Annotated in this window: 12 protein-coding genes; 1 reads left to right on the top strand and 11 read right to left on the bottom strand. The window is 42.2% G+C overall.

All coding sequences use genetic code 11. The features are described from left to right. Positions 1 to 149: 149 nt before the first annotated feature. Positions 150 to 320: a hypothetical protein gene (locus tag DMB82_RS02075; RefSeq protein WP_228400005.1), complete on the bottom strand. Its 171-nt coding sequence runs from the start codon at positions 318 to 320 to the stop codon at positions 150 to 152. 72 nt (positions 321 to 392) lie between these two features. After that, positions 393 to 1,906 (bottom strand): IS3 family transposase gene (locus DMB82_RS02070; RefSeq protein ID WP_116156697.1). Its coding sequence is split into 2 segments (ribosomal slippage): positions 393 to 1,453 and positions 1,453 to 1,906, totalling 1,515 coding nucleotides; the frame shifts between segments, so codons are not numbered across the junction. Positions 1,907 to 2,078: 172 nt separating this feature from the next. On the opposite strand from DMB82_RS02070, the gene mobC reads away from it, so the two are divergent. Next, positions 2,079 to 2,822 carry a MobC family replication-relaxation protein gene (gene mobC, locus DMB82_RS02065; RefSeq protein ID WP_228400032.1) on the top strand — a complete coding sequence of 248 codons (744 nt, stop codon included), beginning with the start codon at positions 2,079 to 2,081 and terminating at the stop codon, positions 2,820 to 2,822. A gap of 282 nt (positions 2,823 to 3,104) precedes the next feature. Here the strand turns inward: mobC and DMB82_RS02060 are convergent, their stop codons facing one another. The 9 genes from DMB82_RS02060 to DMB82_RS02020 form a co-directional block, all read right to left on the bottom strand. Then, the gene (locus DMB82_RS02060; RefSeq protein WP_116164382.1) at positions 3,105 to 4,325 is read right to left on the bottom strand and encodes a condensation domain-containing protein; all 1,221 of its coding nucleotides are present in this window, start codon (positions 4,323 to 4,325) and stop codon (positions 3,105 to 3,107) included. Continuing rightward, positions 4,315 to 5,064, bottom strand: coding sequence for a class-II aminoacyl-tRNA synthetase family protein (locus DMB82_RS02055; protein WP_116164380.1), 750 nt, complete (start codon positions 5,062 to 5,064; stop codon positions 4,315 to 4,317). The genes DMB82_RS02060 and DMB82_RS02055 overlap by 11 nt, the downstream gene beginning before the upstream one ends. A 65-nt stretch (positions 5,065 to 5,129) precedes the next feature. Further along, a complete protein-coding gene (locus DMB82_RS02050; protein ID WP_116164378.1) occupies positions 5,130 to 6,908 on the bottom strand; it encodes an ABC transporter ATP-binding protein in 1,779 nt (592 codons plus the stop codon). Positions 6,909 to 6,935: 27 nt separating this feature from the next. Beyond that, positions 6,936 to 8,786, bottom strand: coding sequence for an ABC transporter ATP-binding protein (locus DMB82_RS02045; RefSeq protein WP_116164376.1), 1,851 nt, complete (start codon positions 8,784 to 8,786; stop codon positions 6,936 to 6,938). A 64-nt stretch (positions 8,787 to 8,850) separates the two neighbouring features. Further along, positions 8,851 to 9,990 (bottom strand): acyl-CoA dehydrogenase family protein, encoded by a 1,140-nt coding sequence (locus tag DMB82_RS02040; RefSeq protein ID WP_116164374.1) that lies wholly within the window; start codon positions 9,988 to 9,990, stop codon positions 8,851 to 8,853. Between the two features lie 110 nt (positions 9,991 to 10,100). After that, positions 10,101 to 11,141 (bottom strand): nucleotidyltransferase family protein, encoded by a 1,041-nt coding sequence (locus DMB82_RS02035; RefSeq protein WP_167469178.1) that lies wholly within the window; start codon positions 11,139 to 11,141, stop codon positions 10,101 to 10,103. 70 nt (positions 11,142 to 11,211) lie between these two features. Further along, a complete protein-coding gene (locus DMB82_RS02030; RefSeq protein ID WP_116164370.1) occupies positions 11,212 to 11,457 on the bottom strand; it encodes an acyl carrier protein in 246 nt (81 codons plus the stop codon). A gap of 67 nt (positions 11,458 to 11,524) precedes the next feature. Next, entirely contained in the window at positions 11,525 to 12,169 is a 645-nt protein-coding gene (locus DMB82_RS02025) for an HAD family acid phosphatase (protein ID WP_116164368.1), read from the bottom strand. A gap of 231 nt (positions 12,170 to 12,400) precedes the next feature. After that, positions 12,401 to 15,103: a Gfo/Idh/MocA family oxidoreductase gene (locus DMB82_RS02020; RefSeq protein WP_116164366.1), complete on the bottom strand. Its 2,703-nt coding sequence runs from the start codon at positions 15,101 to 15,103 to the stop codon at positions 12,401 to 12,403. Between the last annotated feature and the right edge of the window lie 17 nt (positions 15,104 to 15,120).

Here is a 15,120-nt window from a genome sequence, read left to right as displayed (position 1 = left end):
TCAAACACCGTTCAGCCTTTTGGTTCAATACCGCGCGTCTGGAGTTCCTTACGCAGAACACGCTTGAGGCGCGACTACCCGCTAAGGCGTTTTCCCATTTTTTCGCTGACCGGGACGGGCAAAAGAAAAAGTGGGCTAAAAACGGCGTCTCAAAGGGGGTAGTCGCGCGTAGCGTGCGACGGTGTGCCGCCGTTGACCTTGAGGGTTTTGGCGTGGCGTCCAGCCGCGACATTACCCCCATGTGCCAGGCAATAAGGGCGTCCAGCCCGCATGAACTGGCGCACGCCGTTTTGTGCCGGGAAATGTATTTTCCGGCGCATGGCTGCGAAGCGGCCACCTCTTTATCCCCACAAGATCGGTAAGTGTCAAGGTAGTTGTCACCCCTGGTTAAGTTAAGCGGCCTGTGTTTCCCGCTCCGGATTCAGTGTTACCGGACCTTCCGACTGCCAGTTTCTCGTTTTGCCTGACCAGCGCTCCGGGTGCGCTTTCTGTGCCGTCCGGTACAGGTCATCACGCTGCTTCAGCAGGACATTATCTTCGCCACGGTGACGCTGTCCCGGCGTCACATATCGTATCCCGCTGTGACGATGCTCTTCGTTGTACCAGCGGGTAAATTTATCCACCCACTGACGAGCTTCAATCAGCGTTCTGAACCCCGACGACGGCCACTGTGGAACATATTTCAGTGTCCTGAACAACGACTCTGAATATGCGTTATCATTACTGACACGGGGTCTGCTATGAGACGGCGTGATATTTAGCTCATGCAGTTTCATCTGCAGGGTCTGTGATTTCATCGCTGCCCCATTATCTGCGTGCAGTACCAGTGGCTGACGCCAGCATCCCTCACGCATCACACTGCGTTGCATTAACGCTGCTGCCTGTTCGCCACTTTCCGTTTCATGCACTTCGTAACCCGTGATTTTCCGGCTGTACAGGTCGATTATCATATACAGATAAAACCAGCGACCGCGCACTACCGAAGGTAACCAGGTGATGTCCCAGGACCACACCTGGCAAGGCCCGGTTGCCGTGAATGTTGTCGGAACTGATACCTTTTGTTGCCGTATCTGACGCCCCCTGCGATGCACTTCACCTGACCGCCGTAGTATCCGATAAAACGTTGACTCACTGGCAAGATAAAGACCTTTATCAGCCAACCGTGGCACAATTTGGGACGGTGGAAGGCTGGCATATTCCGGTTCATGGCAGACATCCCTTATCCTGCTTTCTTCCTCAGCACTCAGTTGGTTAAGCGGTACCGGCCTTATCGCATCGGGTCGCCGGTCACGGGAAGAACGCTGCCAGCGACGCAAGGTCCGCAGACTCAGATTGACTTCACGACAGGCAATCATCAGCCGTGCGCCCGATGCTACCGCTTCATTGATCCAGATGATGAACTGTTTCCGTTCATCTTCCGGCGTCAGTCGTCCTCGTCGGTTTCCCCGTAGTAGTCCGTGAGCTTTTTTCGCAGTACCAGTATGGCAGCCGCCTCCGCAAGGGCTTTTTCTTTACGGAGAAGCTCTTTCTTTAGCTGTTTGTTTTCTTTCTGACTTTGCTTTAAGGCTGCTTTATCACCGGGATTTTCAGTTTGCATAAACCCCTGTTTCCACTGAACAAGTTGCTCCGGATAAAGTCCTTTTTTACGGCAATATTCTGCTACTTCGGCCTCACTGAGCGTGGCCGTTTCGACTATCACGGCAAAGCGCGCTTCTGGTGACCACTGGTCTGTTGTTTTCTCTGCACCGGGCACGGGTTTTCCCTCTGATTTGGCCTGATTACGCCAGTTATAAAGGGTAGCTTCGGATATTCCTTCCATCTGTGCAACAGCAGCAACGGTCATATTGTAGGGGGGTAGCAGTTTTGCCAGTATGCTGGCTTTTCGTTCAGGGTAAACACGTTTCATTTGTCATTCCATCACCCTCGGTTTCTTTTTCATAGAGGGTGACAACTATGCTGACACTGAGGGAGATCGCCTCATGACGTCGACTCATGCCAGTACCCCAAGGTATGCGCCCATGTAATGAGGCGATAAAGCCGAAAGAGCGAACACCTCAGTAAAATGTGAAGGAGGATGCATGCTTATTTACGATTACAGTGAACGACGGGCGCGTAATCACGAAAAGATCCGGATCCTGCTCAATTTTCTGAAACAAGAAACCTACAGCGATTTTAAAACGCTGATGCTACTTTTTGATTATAAAAATCACAAACCGCTTTATCTGTTGCTGGCAAAGGCCATCGACATGGGATTCATTCAAAAGCAGACATTTTGCACAAGGATGGAGAAAATCTCACTGTGGGGGATCACCAACGACGGATTGGCCGCGGTAGTCACGCCAGATGATGACGGCTTTCCTGCACGCTTTGAGCCTGCCAAAATCACAGGCTGGACGCTGGAGCACCACCTTGATAACCAGCTCGCCCGGATTATTTTAGAAAAGAAAGGCGCTTATGGGTGGGTTAGCGGCGCTTGTTCAACGTACCGCAGCCGCTATCAGGTCAAACATCGCCCAGATGGGGTGATCACACTCCCGAACGGAACGTTCATCGCAATTGAAACCGAGCGTCGCCTGAAAACCAAAGCACGCTACCAGTCGATTATCACCAACCATTTACTGGCGCGTACTCAAAAGCACTGGATGTACGTTTTCTACATCGTGCCAGACTCACAGAAAAAGCTGGCTCTCGAACTGCTGTTCAATAGCATCAAACACGCCATCGTCAACCATCAGCACATCCCGCTGGAAGCGAAGCACCGTCATGTTTTTTGGGTTTATACGTTTGAGGAGTTGAAGGGGTTGGAGTTAAATCTTGGCTAATTGCTGAACAACCACACGGAGTATATACTCAAAGTATGCATAAGAGAGGAGCATTATCATGAAACACCGCGTTAGCGATAGAAATTCAATGCGTTCACATTGAACATGACTTATCGCGCTATGCACATCATGAGTATGCTGAAAATTTCTCAACATGAATGGCCCTGTTTGATGGGATACTTACACCGAACCTGGGGAAAAAAGCTAACAACAGTATCGTTAGCTCACGAGGTAAATATGTTTTTACTTCTCCATGCAGAATCCTGAAATAGGAAAATACAATTATCCTCTAATATCCCCTTGGAGATATTTGATTATTTCTCTCTTTAGTTCAGAACAGTGCTCAACACTAATTAAACGCCCATTGCAAATAACTTGAATTCGCAACCCGGACTTATTAGGAATAACATTAATTCTAACCAGCTTATCGATTGGACGTGGTTCTTTGTTGCTGCCCAATGAAATATCTGGATGAAACGCACCAGCATGCCATACTTTCTTATAATGATATTTAATATTTGCCGTTCCAATATCTGGCAAGTCGAAATGGCGGAATGAATTTATATACTTTAGAGAAAGACGCTGCTGCTGGGCAGCTTGAGCTAAAGCAGAATCGAAACTCAGCGCATCAAGATCCCTCAAAAATAATACATAGTCCTCCGCAAAATAGGCGCCAATGTTGCTTCGATTATTTTGACGCCGTTGATTATCCGTCATACGAATGGCAATCTGATCAACACCGAAAACCTTTGAAAAAGAGAGGGAAAATATCGTCAATATTCCCGACGATATCGATGCCTTAGCACGTAAAAATCGTGTTGAAAGAAATTTCGTCTGTGTATCAGAAAGAGAGAACTCTAAATATGTGTCATGACATTCAAGGCTGCCATCGCCACATTCGGATAAAGGAAACGGTTTATAATTTTCATAGCAGTGATTCCAGAATGCACTCGATTCGGAGTCAGGACACTGTTGCTGGCAGCGTTCATGTTCGACAAACTGTGAAAATTCTTTTTTTTCATCGAGAGGTCGTATATCCCGAATACCAGATACTAATGAAAGAAACGAGTTAACAACCGTATTCATGCCATACCCATCAACTATGGTATGCGGCGCAAGAATACGCACCTGGGTATCAGGCAACCCCCTAACTACTTTTAAACAGAAACTATGTATTTGGCGGTCTGGGTATTTCTTTGAGCCGATAACAACATCAGCAGTACGCAAAGACTCTTTTTTAAGAATACGAAAAGTCTCCAGACTGTCATTTCCTTCGTTCCATTCAATTGGCCACGCATCAGGAATAATGAATTGTAATTTATTGCAAAGGCTGAACTCTACTGAGCTTAATGGATGTCTGGCAGATGCAGCCCGCACCGCATGTTCGATTGCATTATCGGTAATAGAAGGAGGCAGACGAATGATTCTACGTAACACAGGGAGATTAAGTCGGGTCTGCACACTTTGAGCCCTTCGCAACAAGAGTGAATTGCTAGTTGTCATAGGTAATCTCTAAGATATTTTGTTTGACCAGCTCATTCAAACGTGTAAGTCCGATACCAATGCATGCGGTTTCAAAACCATCGGCTTCAACGTTGAAACTCTTGATAAAATGCTGACCGTGATAATTAACACTACCAAACGAGACATTCGCTTCAGAAGAAATAAACTCCAACTTTGCATTTTCAAGCTGCTGCCGCCCAGACATGAGATTTTGAAATCTATTGGGAACAAATGAATCTGTTGCCGGCATAAGGTTGATTGCCCCTTTTTTTGCTAACAATCTGCCCATAAAACGATCGGCGAGCTGATTGACAGCTTCATCAATATTGTGCCGACGACCGAAAAACAAAAACTCACGAACCCAAAAGTTTAATTTTCGGTAAGGATTATAAACAGCTTCACGACGGTAAACCTGAGCCAACGATGTTAATACGGTAAATTCTTTACCCCCAGAAATTCTAAAAAGTGGTTCATAGAGATTTAAACATGCGGCAGGAGTAAAAAAAACATCACCTCCTTCTAAAACATTATCATCAAACAAACCTTTTTTGGTTGCTGTAGCAATCGCAGAAGGACTTAAATATCCAGGCCCACATAAGTGATGGCTAAAATGTTTAAAATAACCTAACTTTTCTAAGCGGGTCTTATCAATGGTGTTATCCTGGTAAATATTAGAATATCCGGACCATAAAGACCGAAGACAATCATCAAGATCAAAAATCTCTTTAATATCAGCCATTTTTTCTCCTAAAATAATAAAAACAGATTTCACACTATCAATGAGTTTCGTTCAGCATGGCGAAGTCAGGCATAAGCTTTTGCTTGCAGTCGATATAATGAAGAGTATTTTCCTCTCTTGCGCATTAATTCTTCATGAGACCCTATTTCAGCAACCCCCCCATCTTCAAGGACTAATATAACATCAGTCATATTAACCGTAGAAAAACGGTGAGATACCAAAACAACAACGCCACCATTGTTCTTTATGCTTTGTGTTCTTTTCGAAAAAAGTTGGAAAACTTTATTTTCAGCCAAAGGATCCAATGAGGCTGTAGGTTCATCCATAACAGCAATTAGCGCATCATCACGCATTAAACCGCGAGCAATAGCTAGACGTTGCCACTGCCCTTTGGACAGTTCAACACCCCCAAAGGTTTTCCCTAATTGGGTCTCTAACCGATACTCAAACTTGTCTATAAAACCATCAAAACACGACATATTTATAGCATCAATAATTTTATTATCATTATTCATACTTCGTAAATCACCAACACCTACACTTTCACGTAAAAAAGAATGCAATTGCAGAAAATCCTGGAAGGTACCAGTGCAATGAGAGTGCCACGCATCAAGATTTTTTTTACTCAGTGGCTCACCATCAATTAATATATCACCATCTGTTGGATGAAGCAGTCCACACAACAACTTTACTAATGTTGTTTTTCCTGCCCCATTTATTCCTACAATACCAATAGAGGTCCCCCATGGGATCGTTAGATTTACCGCTTTCAGGATCACCCGGTCACTATTTGGATATTTGAAAGACACATTACGGAATTCAATTCCGCTGCCGCTCCCCACAGATATTGGCGAGGTATTAAACATGCTGCTTTCTGCCGCATCTCGTAGCCATTGATAGTGTTCTGCCACCAATCCACCGTCAACAGTTTGAGACATGGCCTGCACGCTTTCATTAAGCTGACGCTGTAATTGGCCTGATAATGAAATCAATAAGACCAGATCGCCTGCAAGAAAATGACCACCTTGGAAATCCATCGCTGTTTTCACGAGCACGGCGCCGAACAGGAAATAAAAAAGAACCCAGCCAAAAATTTCATAAGCTGCCCCTCGGAACATCGCTCTTATTTCAGTTTTAAGAACACGTGACCAAAGCTCGCTGGCCACATTATTCATACGCTTGCCATTTCCCGAAATCCAAACTTCTTTACTTTTAATAGGATCAAGGTAGATATCATGGATGGCGGCCTCGCGGCGAAGCGTTTCTACACTTTCCTCTAATGCTATTCGACGAAAATTTTTGGCTCTATTTGACAAAGGCAAGATTAATAACGCACTGAATGCCAGGGTAGCAAATAGAGGATCTATACTTGCCAGTAACCAAATACTCAAAATGATACTAAACGTGGATGATACCGATTGAACCAGTGCCCACCCCGTATTTGCCAACGCCAACGTACCGCGTTTAAGTAACGCTATTCTATTAACATACTGACTGTTTTCCAGATGCAAAATCGTTGGAATACGAGAGGTCATCTCCGTGATGTCCTGCTCAATTCTAAAGTGGATACGATTCGAAAGGTCGTTACGATAGTTATGTGAGACGCGATGACCAATCAACTGCAATCCATACGCACATGCGCCAATAAGCACAGCGCTTAAAAGATACAGAGAAGATCCAACCGTGGCTGCGTCAATGACCCAACGCTGAGAAGCCGCGATCAAGGGAATGATAGCTGCCTGAATAAGCGTCATCACGCCAACAAAAATTGTGATACCAGGATCAGATTTGTAGCTCAATACTATTGTATGAAACGCAGTCTTACCCGTGCCAAAAAAGTTCATGACGCACACCCCACAATGACATTCAGTTTATTTTTCTTCAAAACGAGAGGCCTGCAAATTAAATAAATTTGCATATGCACCATTTTGGAACATAAGCTGTTCATGATTGCCTTGCTCAGCTACCACGCCGTTATTTAACAAAATAATCCGGTCTGCGAAACGAACAGTTGATAGGCGATGGGAAATAATAATTACCGTACTGTCGCCCGCCAACCTGTTCACCCTATCAAAAAATTCGACATCGGCATGAACATCCATATGCGCAGTTGGTTCATCAAGAATAATCACTTTTCTACCGTGGAACGCGGCATAGATTACTCTGGTCAACGCAAGTTTTTGCCACTCACCACCAGATAAATCATTGCCTTGCATACCTGTACGCCAAACTTCAGTGTCCAGCCCACGGTCATTTTTTCTGACCACTTCCGCGGCACCACAGCGAGTTAATAACTCCATTAATTCGTCGTCAGTGCTGATTTCGCCAGGCGCCGATGCTGTAATATTTTCGCGTATCGACAAAGGATATCGAATAAAATCCTGGAATAAAACAGACATTCTCTTTCGCCAGCTAGAAATATTTAATTCCCTTATATCCTTACCATTAATTAGTATTTCCCCTGAATCAGGGAGATAAAGACCGGCCAATAGTTTTATTAATGTTGTTTTCCCTACACCGTTGCTCCCTACGATGGCAATCCGTTCACGTGGTTTAATATGCAAATTGAAGTTTTCAAATATCGCATTCGGGCTATTAGGGTATTTAAATGAGATATTACGAAAAACGATATCAGGTAGAGAATTATCAACTGATACACCAGAGTCGGGTTCAGGATAAATGGATGCTTTCAGTGTATCGAGTGCTGTAATCGCTGTTCTTCCATACTCGATGTCATAGGCTTCGCCTCCAATCGTCGCCATTTTAAAAATGCCCCAAGCTGCGACGAGACATGCGGCCAAATCTGCATTAGAAATTTCCCCATTGAATGCAGATGCACCAGGTATGTAGAGAGCAGCGATACCATTAATGACAGCAAGCGCTGCGGGGAATACCTGGTTGTTAAGGATTTTCCTCCTTACCCGCCAGTAGTCAGAAAGCCACATAAGATGAGCAGCCTTCCGTTTTTCACTAACCCACCCAGAAAGACCAAAGATTCGGATTTCCTTGGCTGGTTCAGGCGTTGTAGCTAATGCCGACCAATAGTCAACCTTTCTCTTCTCAGATAATCGGTCGTCTTTAAATTTTTCCAGAAACAACCATTGACGTAACCCCACTGCGCGTAAAAAACTGGTCGAGATAAATAAAAACCCCGCTAACAACGGGAAGTAATGTGCTAAGGCAAACGCCATGCCTAGCACAGAAACAATACGGGCTATTAATTGAAGTTGCCCTATTGCAGCAGTCCCCGCAGAACGTATGCGCCAGGTTAATCCTTGATCGCTGGCTTTCTCGACCATCTGCTGAAACTCAGCTTGTTCTAATTGCTCCATACCCCGCACAGACAAGATAATGTTTCTTACCTGCATCCGGATAGTACCATCAATACGCTTTGCGGCTATTTTTCCGATATATGATCGTACTATTTCTAAAGCCTGAAGACTAAAGAGAGCCAAAGACAAATAAAGCACAGAATAGAACACGGGTTTAGATTCACTATTACTCGTCATATCCGCGACTACCTGATGTGCAAAGCCGGGAAGCAAAACACTGATAATACCTCCGGCAGCAATCATGGCTGCGGCAGCAAGGATAAACAGTGTACCGCCAGACGCGAAAAGCTTTAGTAATTGCATCCTTTCTCTGAAAAAAACGGTTAATTGATGAATGCTGAAATCCGAGAGAGAAAAGTAGGGAAATCTGGGATAAGACAGTTGCTTCACTCGTTAAACCTCATCGTCAACTTGATATAAACATCATGAGTTCAATAATTACTCACTGTCTTACCTACTTATGAAATATACTGCTCGATATAATTTCCTTCATCACCTCACTGCTGCCTTCAACGATTTGATGCACGCGTAAATCTCGCACAATTTTTTCAATTCCATAATCCGTGAGATATCCATATCCTCCCAGGATCTGTAGCGCATCATTGGCGACCCTGGATGACCGTTCAGTAACCATTAATTTGGCCATCGCACAATATGTTGTTGCATCTTTGGTGCGGTCATCCATTTTTTTTGCCGCTAGCCTTAACATGGCTCGTGATGACTGAAGTTCAGTTTCCATTTCAGCTATTTTAAATTGCAATGCTTGAAAATCCTTTAGTTTCTTGCCAAATGCTGTTCTATCGGACATATACAAAACAGCCTTATTGAAGGCTGCTTGCGCACCTCCTAATGAGCAAGATGCAATATTCAAGCGACCTTCATTAAGCGCTTCCATTGCCAAACGAAATCCATGCCCTTCTCTTCCCACCAAATTACTGATAGGGATAAGACAGTCCTCCAATAGGATTTTTGACGTGGAATGGGATTTCCAGCCCATTTTTTTCTCTGGTGATGCGAAACGCAGACCATTGGTCTCTTTTTCCACACATAGGGCGCTAATGCCAAGAGGCCCTTTCCCCCCCGTTCTTACCATCACCAAATAAATATCCGAGTACCCTCCACCGGTAATAAATGATTTAGTGCCCGTTGTCTTGTATCCCCCCTCCTCTTTTACTGCTGTTGTTGTCAAGGAGACCGCATCTGAACCGCAATGTGGCTCAGTCAAACAATAAGACGCTATCGACTCCATGGTGACTAACCGTTCTAACCACTCTGACCTTAAGGCTGTCGTTCCATATTTAGCTATAATGCCCGTCGCCATATTATGAACAGATACGAATGCCGCTATTGCAGGGCAAGACATGGCGAGAGCCTCATGCACCAATGAACTGGCTAAAAAGTCCTCCCCCAATCCCCCAAGACTTTTTGGAACACAAATAGCACCGAAGCCTAGCTTTCCAATCTTAGCCAATAATTCTCTTGGAATATTTTCCTGCTCTTCACACAAAAGTGAAATAGGCAATATTTCTTCACAGCCAAATTTATATGCACTTTCAAATAAAATATTTTGTTCTGGAGTCAGTGAGTAGCTCATACCATTTCCCTATATTATCGTATCGTTAATAAAAAAAATAACGATCAGGCACTATTAAAAAATACTATGGAAAATATTTTTAACTCATCAAAAACATTATAATTGGGATACTATCCATTGAAAATGGAGGAGTTATCGATGACATTTATCGAGTAAACCCGAGAAGATGGCATTACATCCCAGCGTCTCATATCACCTTGTCGTGAAAAGAATACATTCTTATACTGTGTTTCTGAAATGTTCAGTTCTTTCCCAAAATCACGCCAATCTTGATCATCAAAAAGCTGATCCACAATCCAAAATAAATAGGAAAACAAAGCATGGCTTTCAGACTTATTGAGCATCTCACGAATGTTAGCTGCCGATACAAGATTTTTTTTGATAAAAAGCAATATATCAAAAAGTTTACCCAAGCAAATATCAGTGGAAACATCTCTTTTATCTTGAAAATCAAAAAGCATAATTTCTGCACTGTGATGCAGAGTGATAAAAAAGAACGTCATATCATTAGATGGGTATTCCGAAGGCGAAGTGAGAAACTCCTGCCAGTTTTCATAGAAGAAACGTTCAATAGAATCTGTAGAGAAAATCTTCCTAAATTGTGGGTTACCTCTATATATAGCGCGAAAGTTGGTATCAATAACCAGGCCATTGTTATTTTCTAATTTTGGCAATTCATGACTGTGCTGAAGTAAATACATCATTGCCTTACGGCGGTTGTCTGGTGTGGGAACACGCCGATCCATATATCCAGCAATCTCTGAAAACCCATTTGATATCATTTCATTATGGAGTATTGAAGCTTGCTCCAGTGGGAGAAAAATATCAAGATCGCCAACCTGACGCCACCATCGCTCTGGATATAAATTGCTACTCACAAATCCTTTTACAGTTCGCGATCGTACCTCTGGATGATGCTCCAAAAAAAGCTCTCCAGATTCGTAGAGTTTTTTTACTTTCTGTACGATCGACTCTATGTGTTCATAGCCATCCCAGCTATTATCAATTTTGTAATATCCACATATCAACGTCGATATTTTAGTATGTATAACACTTTTCATAATTACAGAGTTTTTTAATGAAACCCTTAAGGCTTCTTCTTGCTCCGTTTTCCCACACAATATGTCTTTTAAAACCCTCAAAAGATCCATGTAATTACTCCATGAAAGCATTAATATAGGAATAAATCCCAGAGTTTATACCAACAAAAATTTAACAAAGTTAATTGTTATTTCTTTCTTTTGCTAACGTTACTACCTGGCAAATTTTTCTCACAGAAAAAAAGTTCTCAATAGATAACTCATCAGCTGAAAACTCTATTCCCATATCCTCTTCTATTTTAAAGATAACATCTAATAACCCGACAGAGTCTACGCCAACCACTGATAGCTCAGCATCAATATGCTCAACTTTCAAGCCTGTCACGTCATGAATTATATCAATAATTTTTGTATTATGCATATCCATTCAATATATCCTTCGTTAACTGAGAAAATATAAATCCGTAATAAATTAATGATCCTTGGGTATAATGTCAATATGGAAAAAGCACAGGCTCACAATACTTATTCACACTATACCGTTTCTTATTATAGGGATCCGTTCGTAACACACGGACTGCAAAGACTTTATCCTTTTCAGGCAAGTCTACATCCTCATCAGAATCGCCATAAAAGAAATTAATATCAAACATCTTTATATAATAATGTTTGTCTTTTCTTACTCCATTTTTTGTTTGTTTAAAGTAAACATACTTCCTTTTATTAAATGGGATTTTAAACTCCTGAGATAAAAACAAACTTAGATTCTCTGTAGGCGTCTTCACCCTGTTTGTCATAAAATAGATGTTATCATCATGTTTTAGATGCAACTCTATTATTTTAATTAACGATCTTTTAATTTTTGAAAAATAAAATGCATTGTTATTTACATAATTCCAGAACCTTTTATTACGTAAATAAGATTCATCATTCAAAGAAAAAATAGCTTTTCCAATCAAAAAACCACTTGCAGAGTTAATCAACGTATCATCTATATCGAATCCTACATTGATGGGTTTCGTATGTCGAATGATTCTCGAATTAATATCATCATAAGTGACAAATGAAACTTCAGAACACTCCTGTCCTTTACACAAACCAGTGAAAAACAGAAGTGCTAAAAGAATATAAAACTTCATTAATCAGTCCCTTTAATAAAATTAATGCTCTATTTTTTGGATGCAATAAGGAAAAAGCTAATTACTGCATCAATGATGTCTGAACTGATGTTTCTCGTTGATTATTTCTCATTATAAAATACTAAATTCTCTATATACTAAAAGGACAAATACAGTTTTATTAATAAATCGCCAGACCGTAGCCAGTAACCAATACGGACTGGCGGATTGTTACTGTCTCTAATCACTCATTCAGAGCTCAACCTGGAGATAAGGCAATGTTTGTTGTACCCCTGCCTTAGATCGCAAATGACTCGCAATCGATGAAATACGTTTTAACGTACTGAGATCGATATAAACAGGATCCTTTGACTCTCTAAAATATGCAATAGCACTGCGAATAGCGTTATGCAATGGGGAGTCCATAATAATCTCATCGTGTAACGTTTTTCCGTCTCTTTGGATCAATATTCTGTGATGATTGCGTGGTAACTGCCTTCCTTCTTGATCGGTAACGGGATCTAAGAAGATGTTTGCCGTCACATCTCCGACTTCAAGCGTGACTTTACGATCGCGGTCGTCTGGCGAACGACGCCGTCCACGCCACAAAGGAGAGGTAGAACTGGAAAAAATTTCGTGAGGCAATACCGTTTTCGGTTTCATTAAAATATTTGATTTGAGTACAACATCACAATTACCCTCCTGGAAATTACAACGTGTTTTCTCCGTCAATCCCGATAAAAAAAGACTCGAATTGAAGATAGGATCAAATGCTGAGTTAATAGGTTCTTGAGATATGTATTGTTCAAAATTGTGGCCCATAATCTCCTTTAAGACCGACAGCATATGTAACCACTCATAGCCCAGGACACCATAGGAACGATCAACAAATCGCCCTTTTTCAATATCCTGGCTTCGATCCTTATGGAATTGTATTTCTATCCGATGAATTGGCTCAGAAGGTTCATACTTGCGAATAATTTTCAGAAATGAACTCAATACAGTAGTATGAGAATATTGATCAACAACAGCGATCCGCGCTGATGGATAGTTGTTATTTAATTCGATAAGTTCATTGATTTCATTTGCCTGGCAAGCTGGTTTTTCAAGGTAAATATTTGCTTTTGGATTAAATTTCAATATTTCTCTTACACAAGACAAATGCTCAGAGGTAGGCGTGCATACAGACCAGATATCTGCAGATTTTATAACAGACGGCGGTAACTGATTTATACATTTTGCCTGTTCCATACAAGGAAGGTTTTGGAATTTGGGATCGACAATTGAAATGCAAGCCCCTTCGTCAGCAAGGATCCGCGCGTGCATTCGTCCCGCGACCCCATAACCTACCACCACAGCATTCATGTTAAATTTTTGAGGACTAGCTGCTGCATTTTTCAAATAGCGATTATAGTATTCGCTATAGAGTCCAGAGTTTCTGATAATTTCATCGACGACATCAACCTGAACACCGTTGCCAATATCTTCCAAATGAGAACACACATAATCGGCCACAATTAGCGTACCAGCCCGGTAAGCATCGTATCCTTCATTAGGAATACTGTCTTCGTCAAAGATGTTCATCGAACGGCCATCTCCGAGAACAACCGCACACCGTGATGGGTCGAGTCGATAGCGTTTACCTACGGTTGGAAGGGCATCAACTTCTAAAGAAAAATGCTGTGTTGTCAATATGCTGAAATCTTTCGTAGCAAAGGGTGCAAGAAAAACACCGTCAGGTAATAGAGGCAAGTCTAAAGGCGTCAGTGCAATATTCCCCGACGTCCCTGCAATCATGAACGGCTTAACCTGGCGCAGCGCATCACTTAAACTGCCAAATGTTGAAAATCCCGCTTCAGCGGCCTGAATTAACCGTAAGATGTCAGTCTCGACCACGTGTATTTGTGAACCTTGCTCTCTCATGGCACGTGCGAGTTTCTCGCCTAATGAGCCATAGCCCAACACGATAATATGCTGCCCAATGATCTTATATCCAGGAAGAATGGTATGAATCCGGCGCAAGCATGAATTCACAATTTCGGGATATCCCAAACATTGTTTTAGCTCAGATTTTGCAAGGTTTAGCACTGGGATATCCAGACCACAAACTGCAGATATCCGCTTTAACCCTGAAATAGTTAATTCCAATGCGGCATCTACTCTGCGCGGAGATTGAGGTGAACCATACCCACATGCAACTATGCCGCCATCATCAATAACCATGACTTTCCGGCCGTTACTCTTTGCCTCATCGATAAAGTTATCAACCTCTACGCAAGCCTCTTGCAACTGCTGTGAAAATGATTCCGGTGCATCTATTGTTGTGTTATCGAACAAACCCGTTCGAATCCCCATTGCAGCCATGGTAGCTCGTATGCGATGGCGATTTTTAGTTTGATCACCTTTATCAAACGCATAGATCCATTCTGGCGGCACACCCGATTTTATTAAGGCTTGCAAGAAACCGAGAGAATTTTCCACAAAGTGGTCTCGGAAAATAAAAGCCCACTCCTTTACTTTCGAGTTACTATTAGGTATGAATTTTTCTATCAAGGGCATTGACATTTCGATTTCTAATAACTCGGAACTATTATATCTCTCCAGCACATTAGCAATGCGACCAATAAGTGGCATTGCCCAGTTCGGTCTATCAGTTTCATTTCCCTTATGCAAAATAAGGATTTCAATACTACAATTGTTATCAAAAAGGTGTCTTTGCATTCCTGAAGATATTGATGGGATTTTTCGCCAGATAATTTCCAACCCCAAGTGTTCTGCTACTGCATCCTGATAAATTATTGCATACCCTTCGGAGCAAGCCTTCAGATTTAATTTATATTCCTTGATTAAATCATATAGCGCCGATGTGAATTCCTCATGGCTCAATGAGCCTTTTAGTGACTTCCAGAGGCAATTAGCTTCTACTAAATTTTCGTTCGTTCTTAATCTTTCCAAAATAAGTTCCTTTTCAT

It is taken from the genome of Pectobacterium aquaticum (genome assembly GCF_003382565.3).
Taxonomy (GTDB): Bacteria; Pseudomonadota; Gammaproteobacteria; order Enterobacterales; family Enterobacteriaceae; genus Pectobacterium; species Pectobacterium aquaticum.
The sequence above is the reverse complement of the archived record's forward strand: the minus strand, read 5'-3'. Positions and strand labels throughout refer to the sequence as shown.

What these genes read in the sequence shown, in the direction of transcription:
- DMB82_RS02075 (WP_228400005.1), bottom strand. Translation starts at nt 320, where the DNA reads ATGCGCCGGAAAATACATTTCCCGGCACAAAACGGCGTGCGCCAGTTC.
- mobC (WP_228400032.1), top strand. Translation starts at nt 2,079, where the DNA reads ATGCTTATTTACGATTACAGTGAACGACGGGCGCGTAATCACGAAAAG.
- DMB82_RS02060 (WP_116164382.1), bottom strand. Translation starts at nt 4,325, where the DNA reads ATGACAACTAGCAATTCACTCTTGTTGCGAAGGGCTCAAAGTGTGCAG.
- DMB82_RS02055 (WP_116164380.1), bottom strand. Translation starts at nt 5,064, where the DNA reads ATGGCTGATATTAAAGAGATTTTTGATCTTGATGATTGTCTTCGGTCT.
- DMB82_RS02050 (WP_116164378.1), bottom strand. Translation starts at nt 6,908, where the DNA reads ATGAACTTTTTTGGCACGGGTAAGACTGCGTTTCATACAATAGTATTG.
- DMB82_RS02040 (WP_116164374.1), bottom strand. Translation starts at nt 9,990, where the DNA reads ATGAGCTACTCACTGACTCCAGAACAAAATATTTTATTTGAAAGTGCA.
- DMB82_RS02035 (WP_167469178.1), bottom strand. Translation starts at nt 11,141, where the DNA reads ATGGATCTTTTGAGGGTTTTAAAAGACATATTGTGTGGGAAAACGGAG.
- DMB82_RS02030 (WP_116164370.1), bottom strand. Translation starts at nt 11,457, where the DNA reads ATGGATATGCATAATACAAAAATTATTGATATAATTCATGACGTGACA.
- DMB82_RS02025 (WP_116164368.1), bottom strand. Translation starts at nt 12,169, where the DNA reads ATGAAGTTTTATATTCTTTTAGCACTTCTGTTTTTCACTGGTTTGTGT.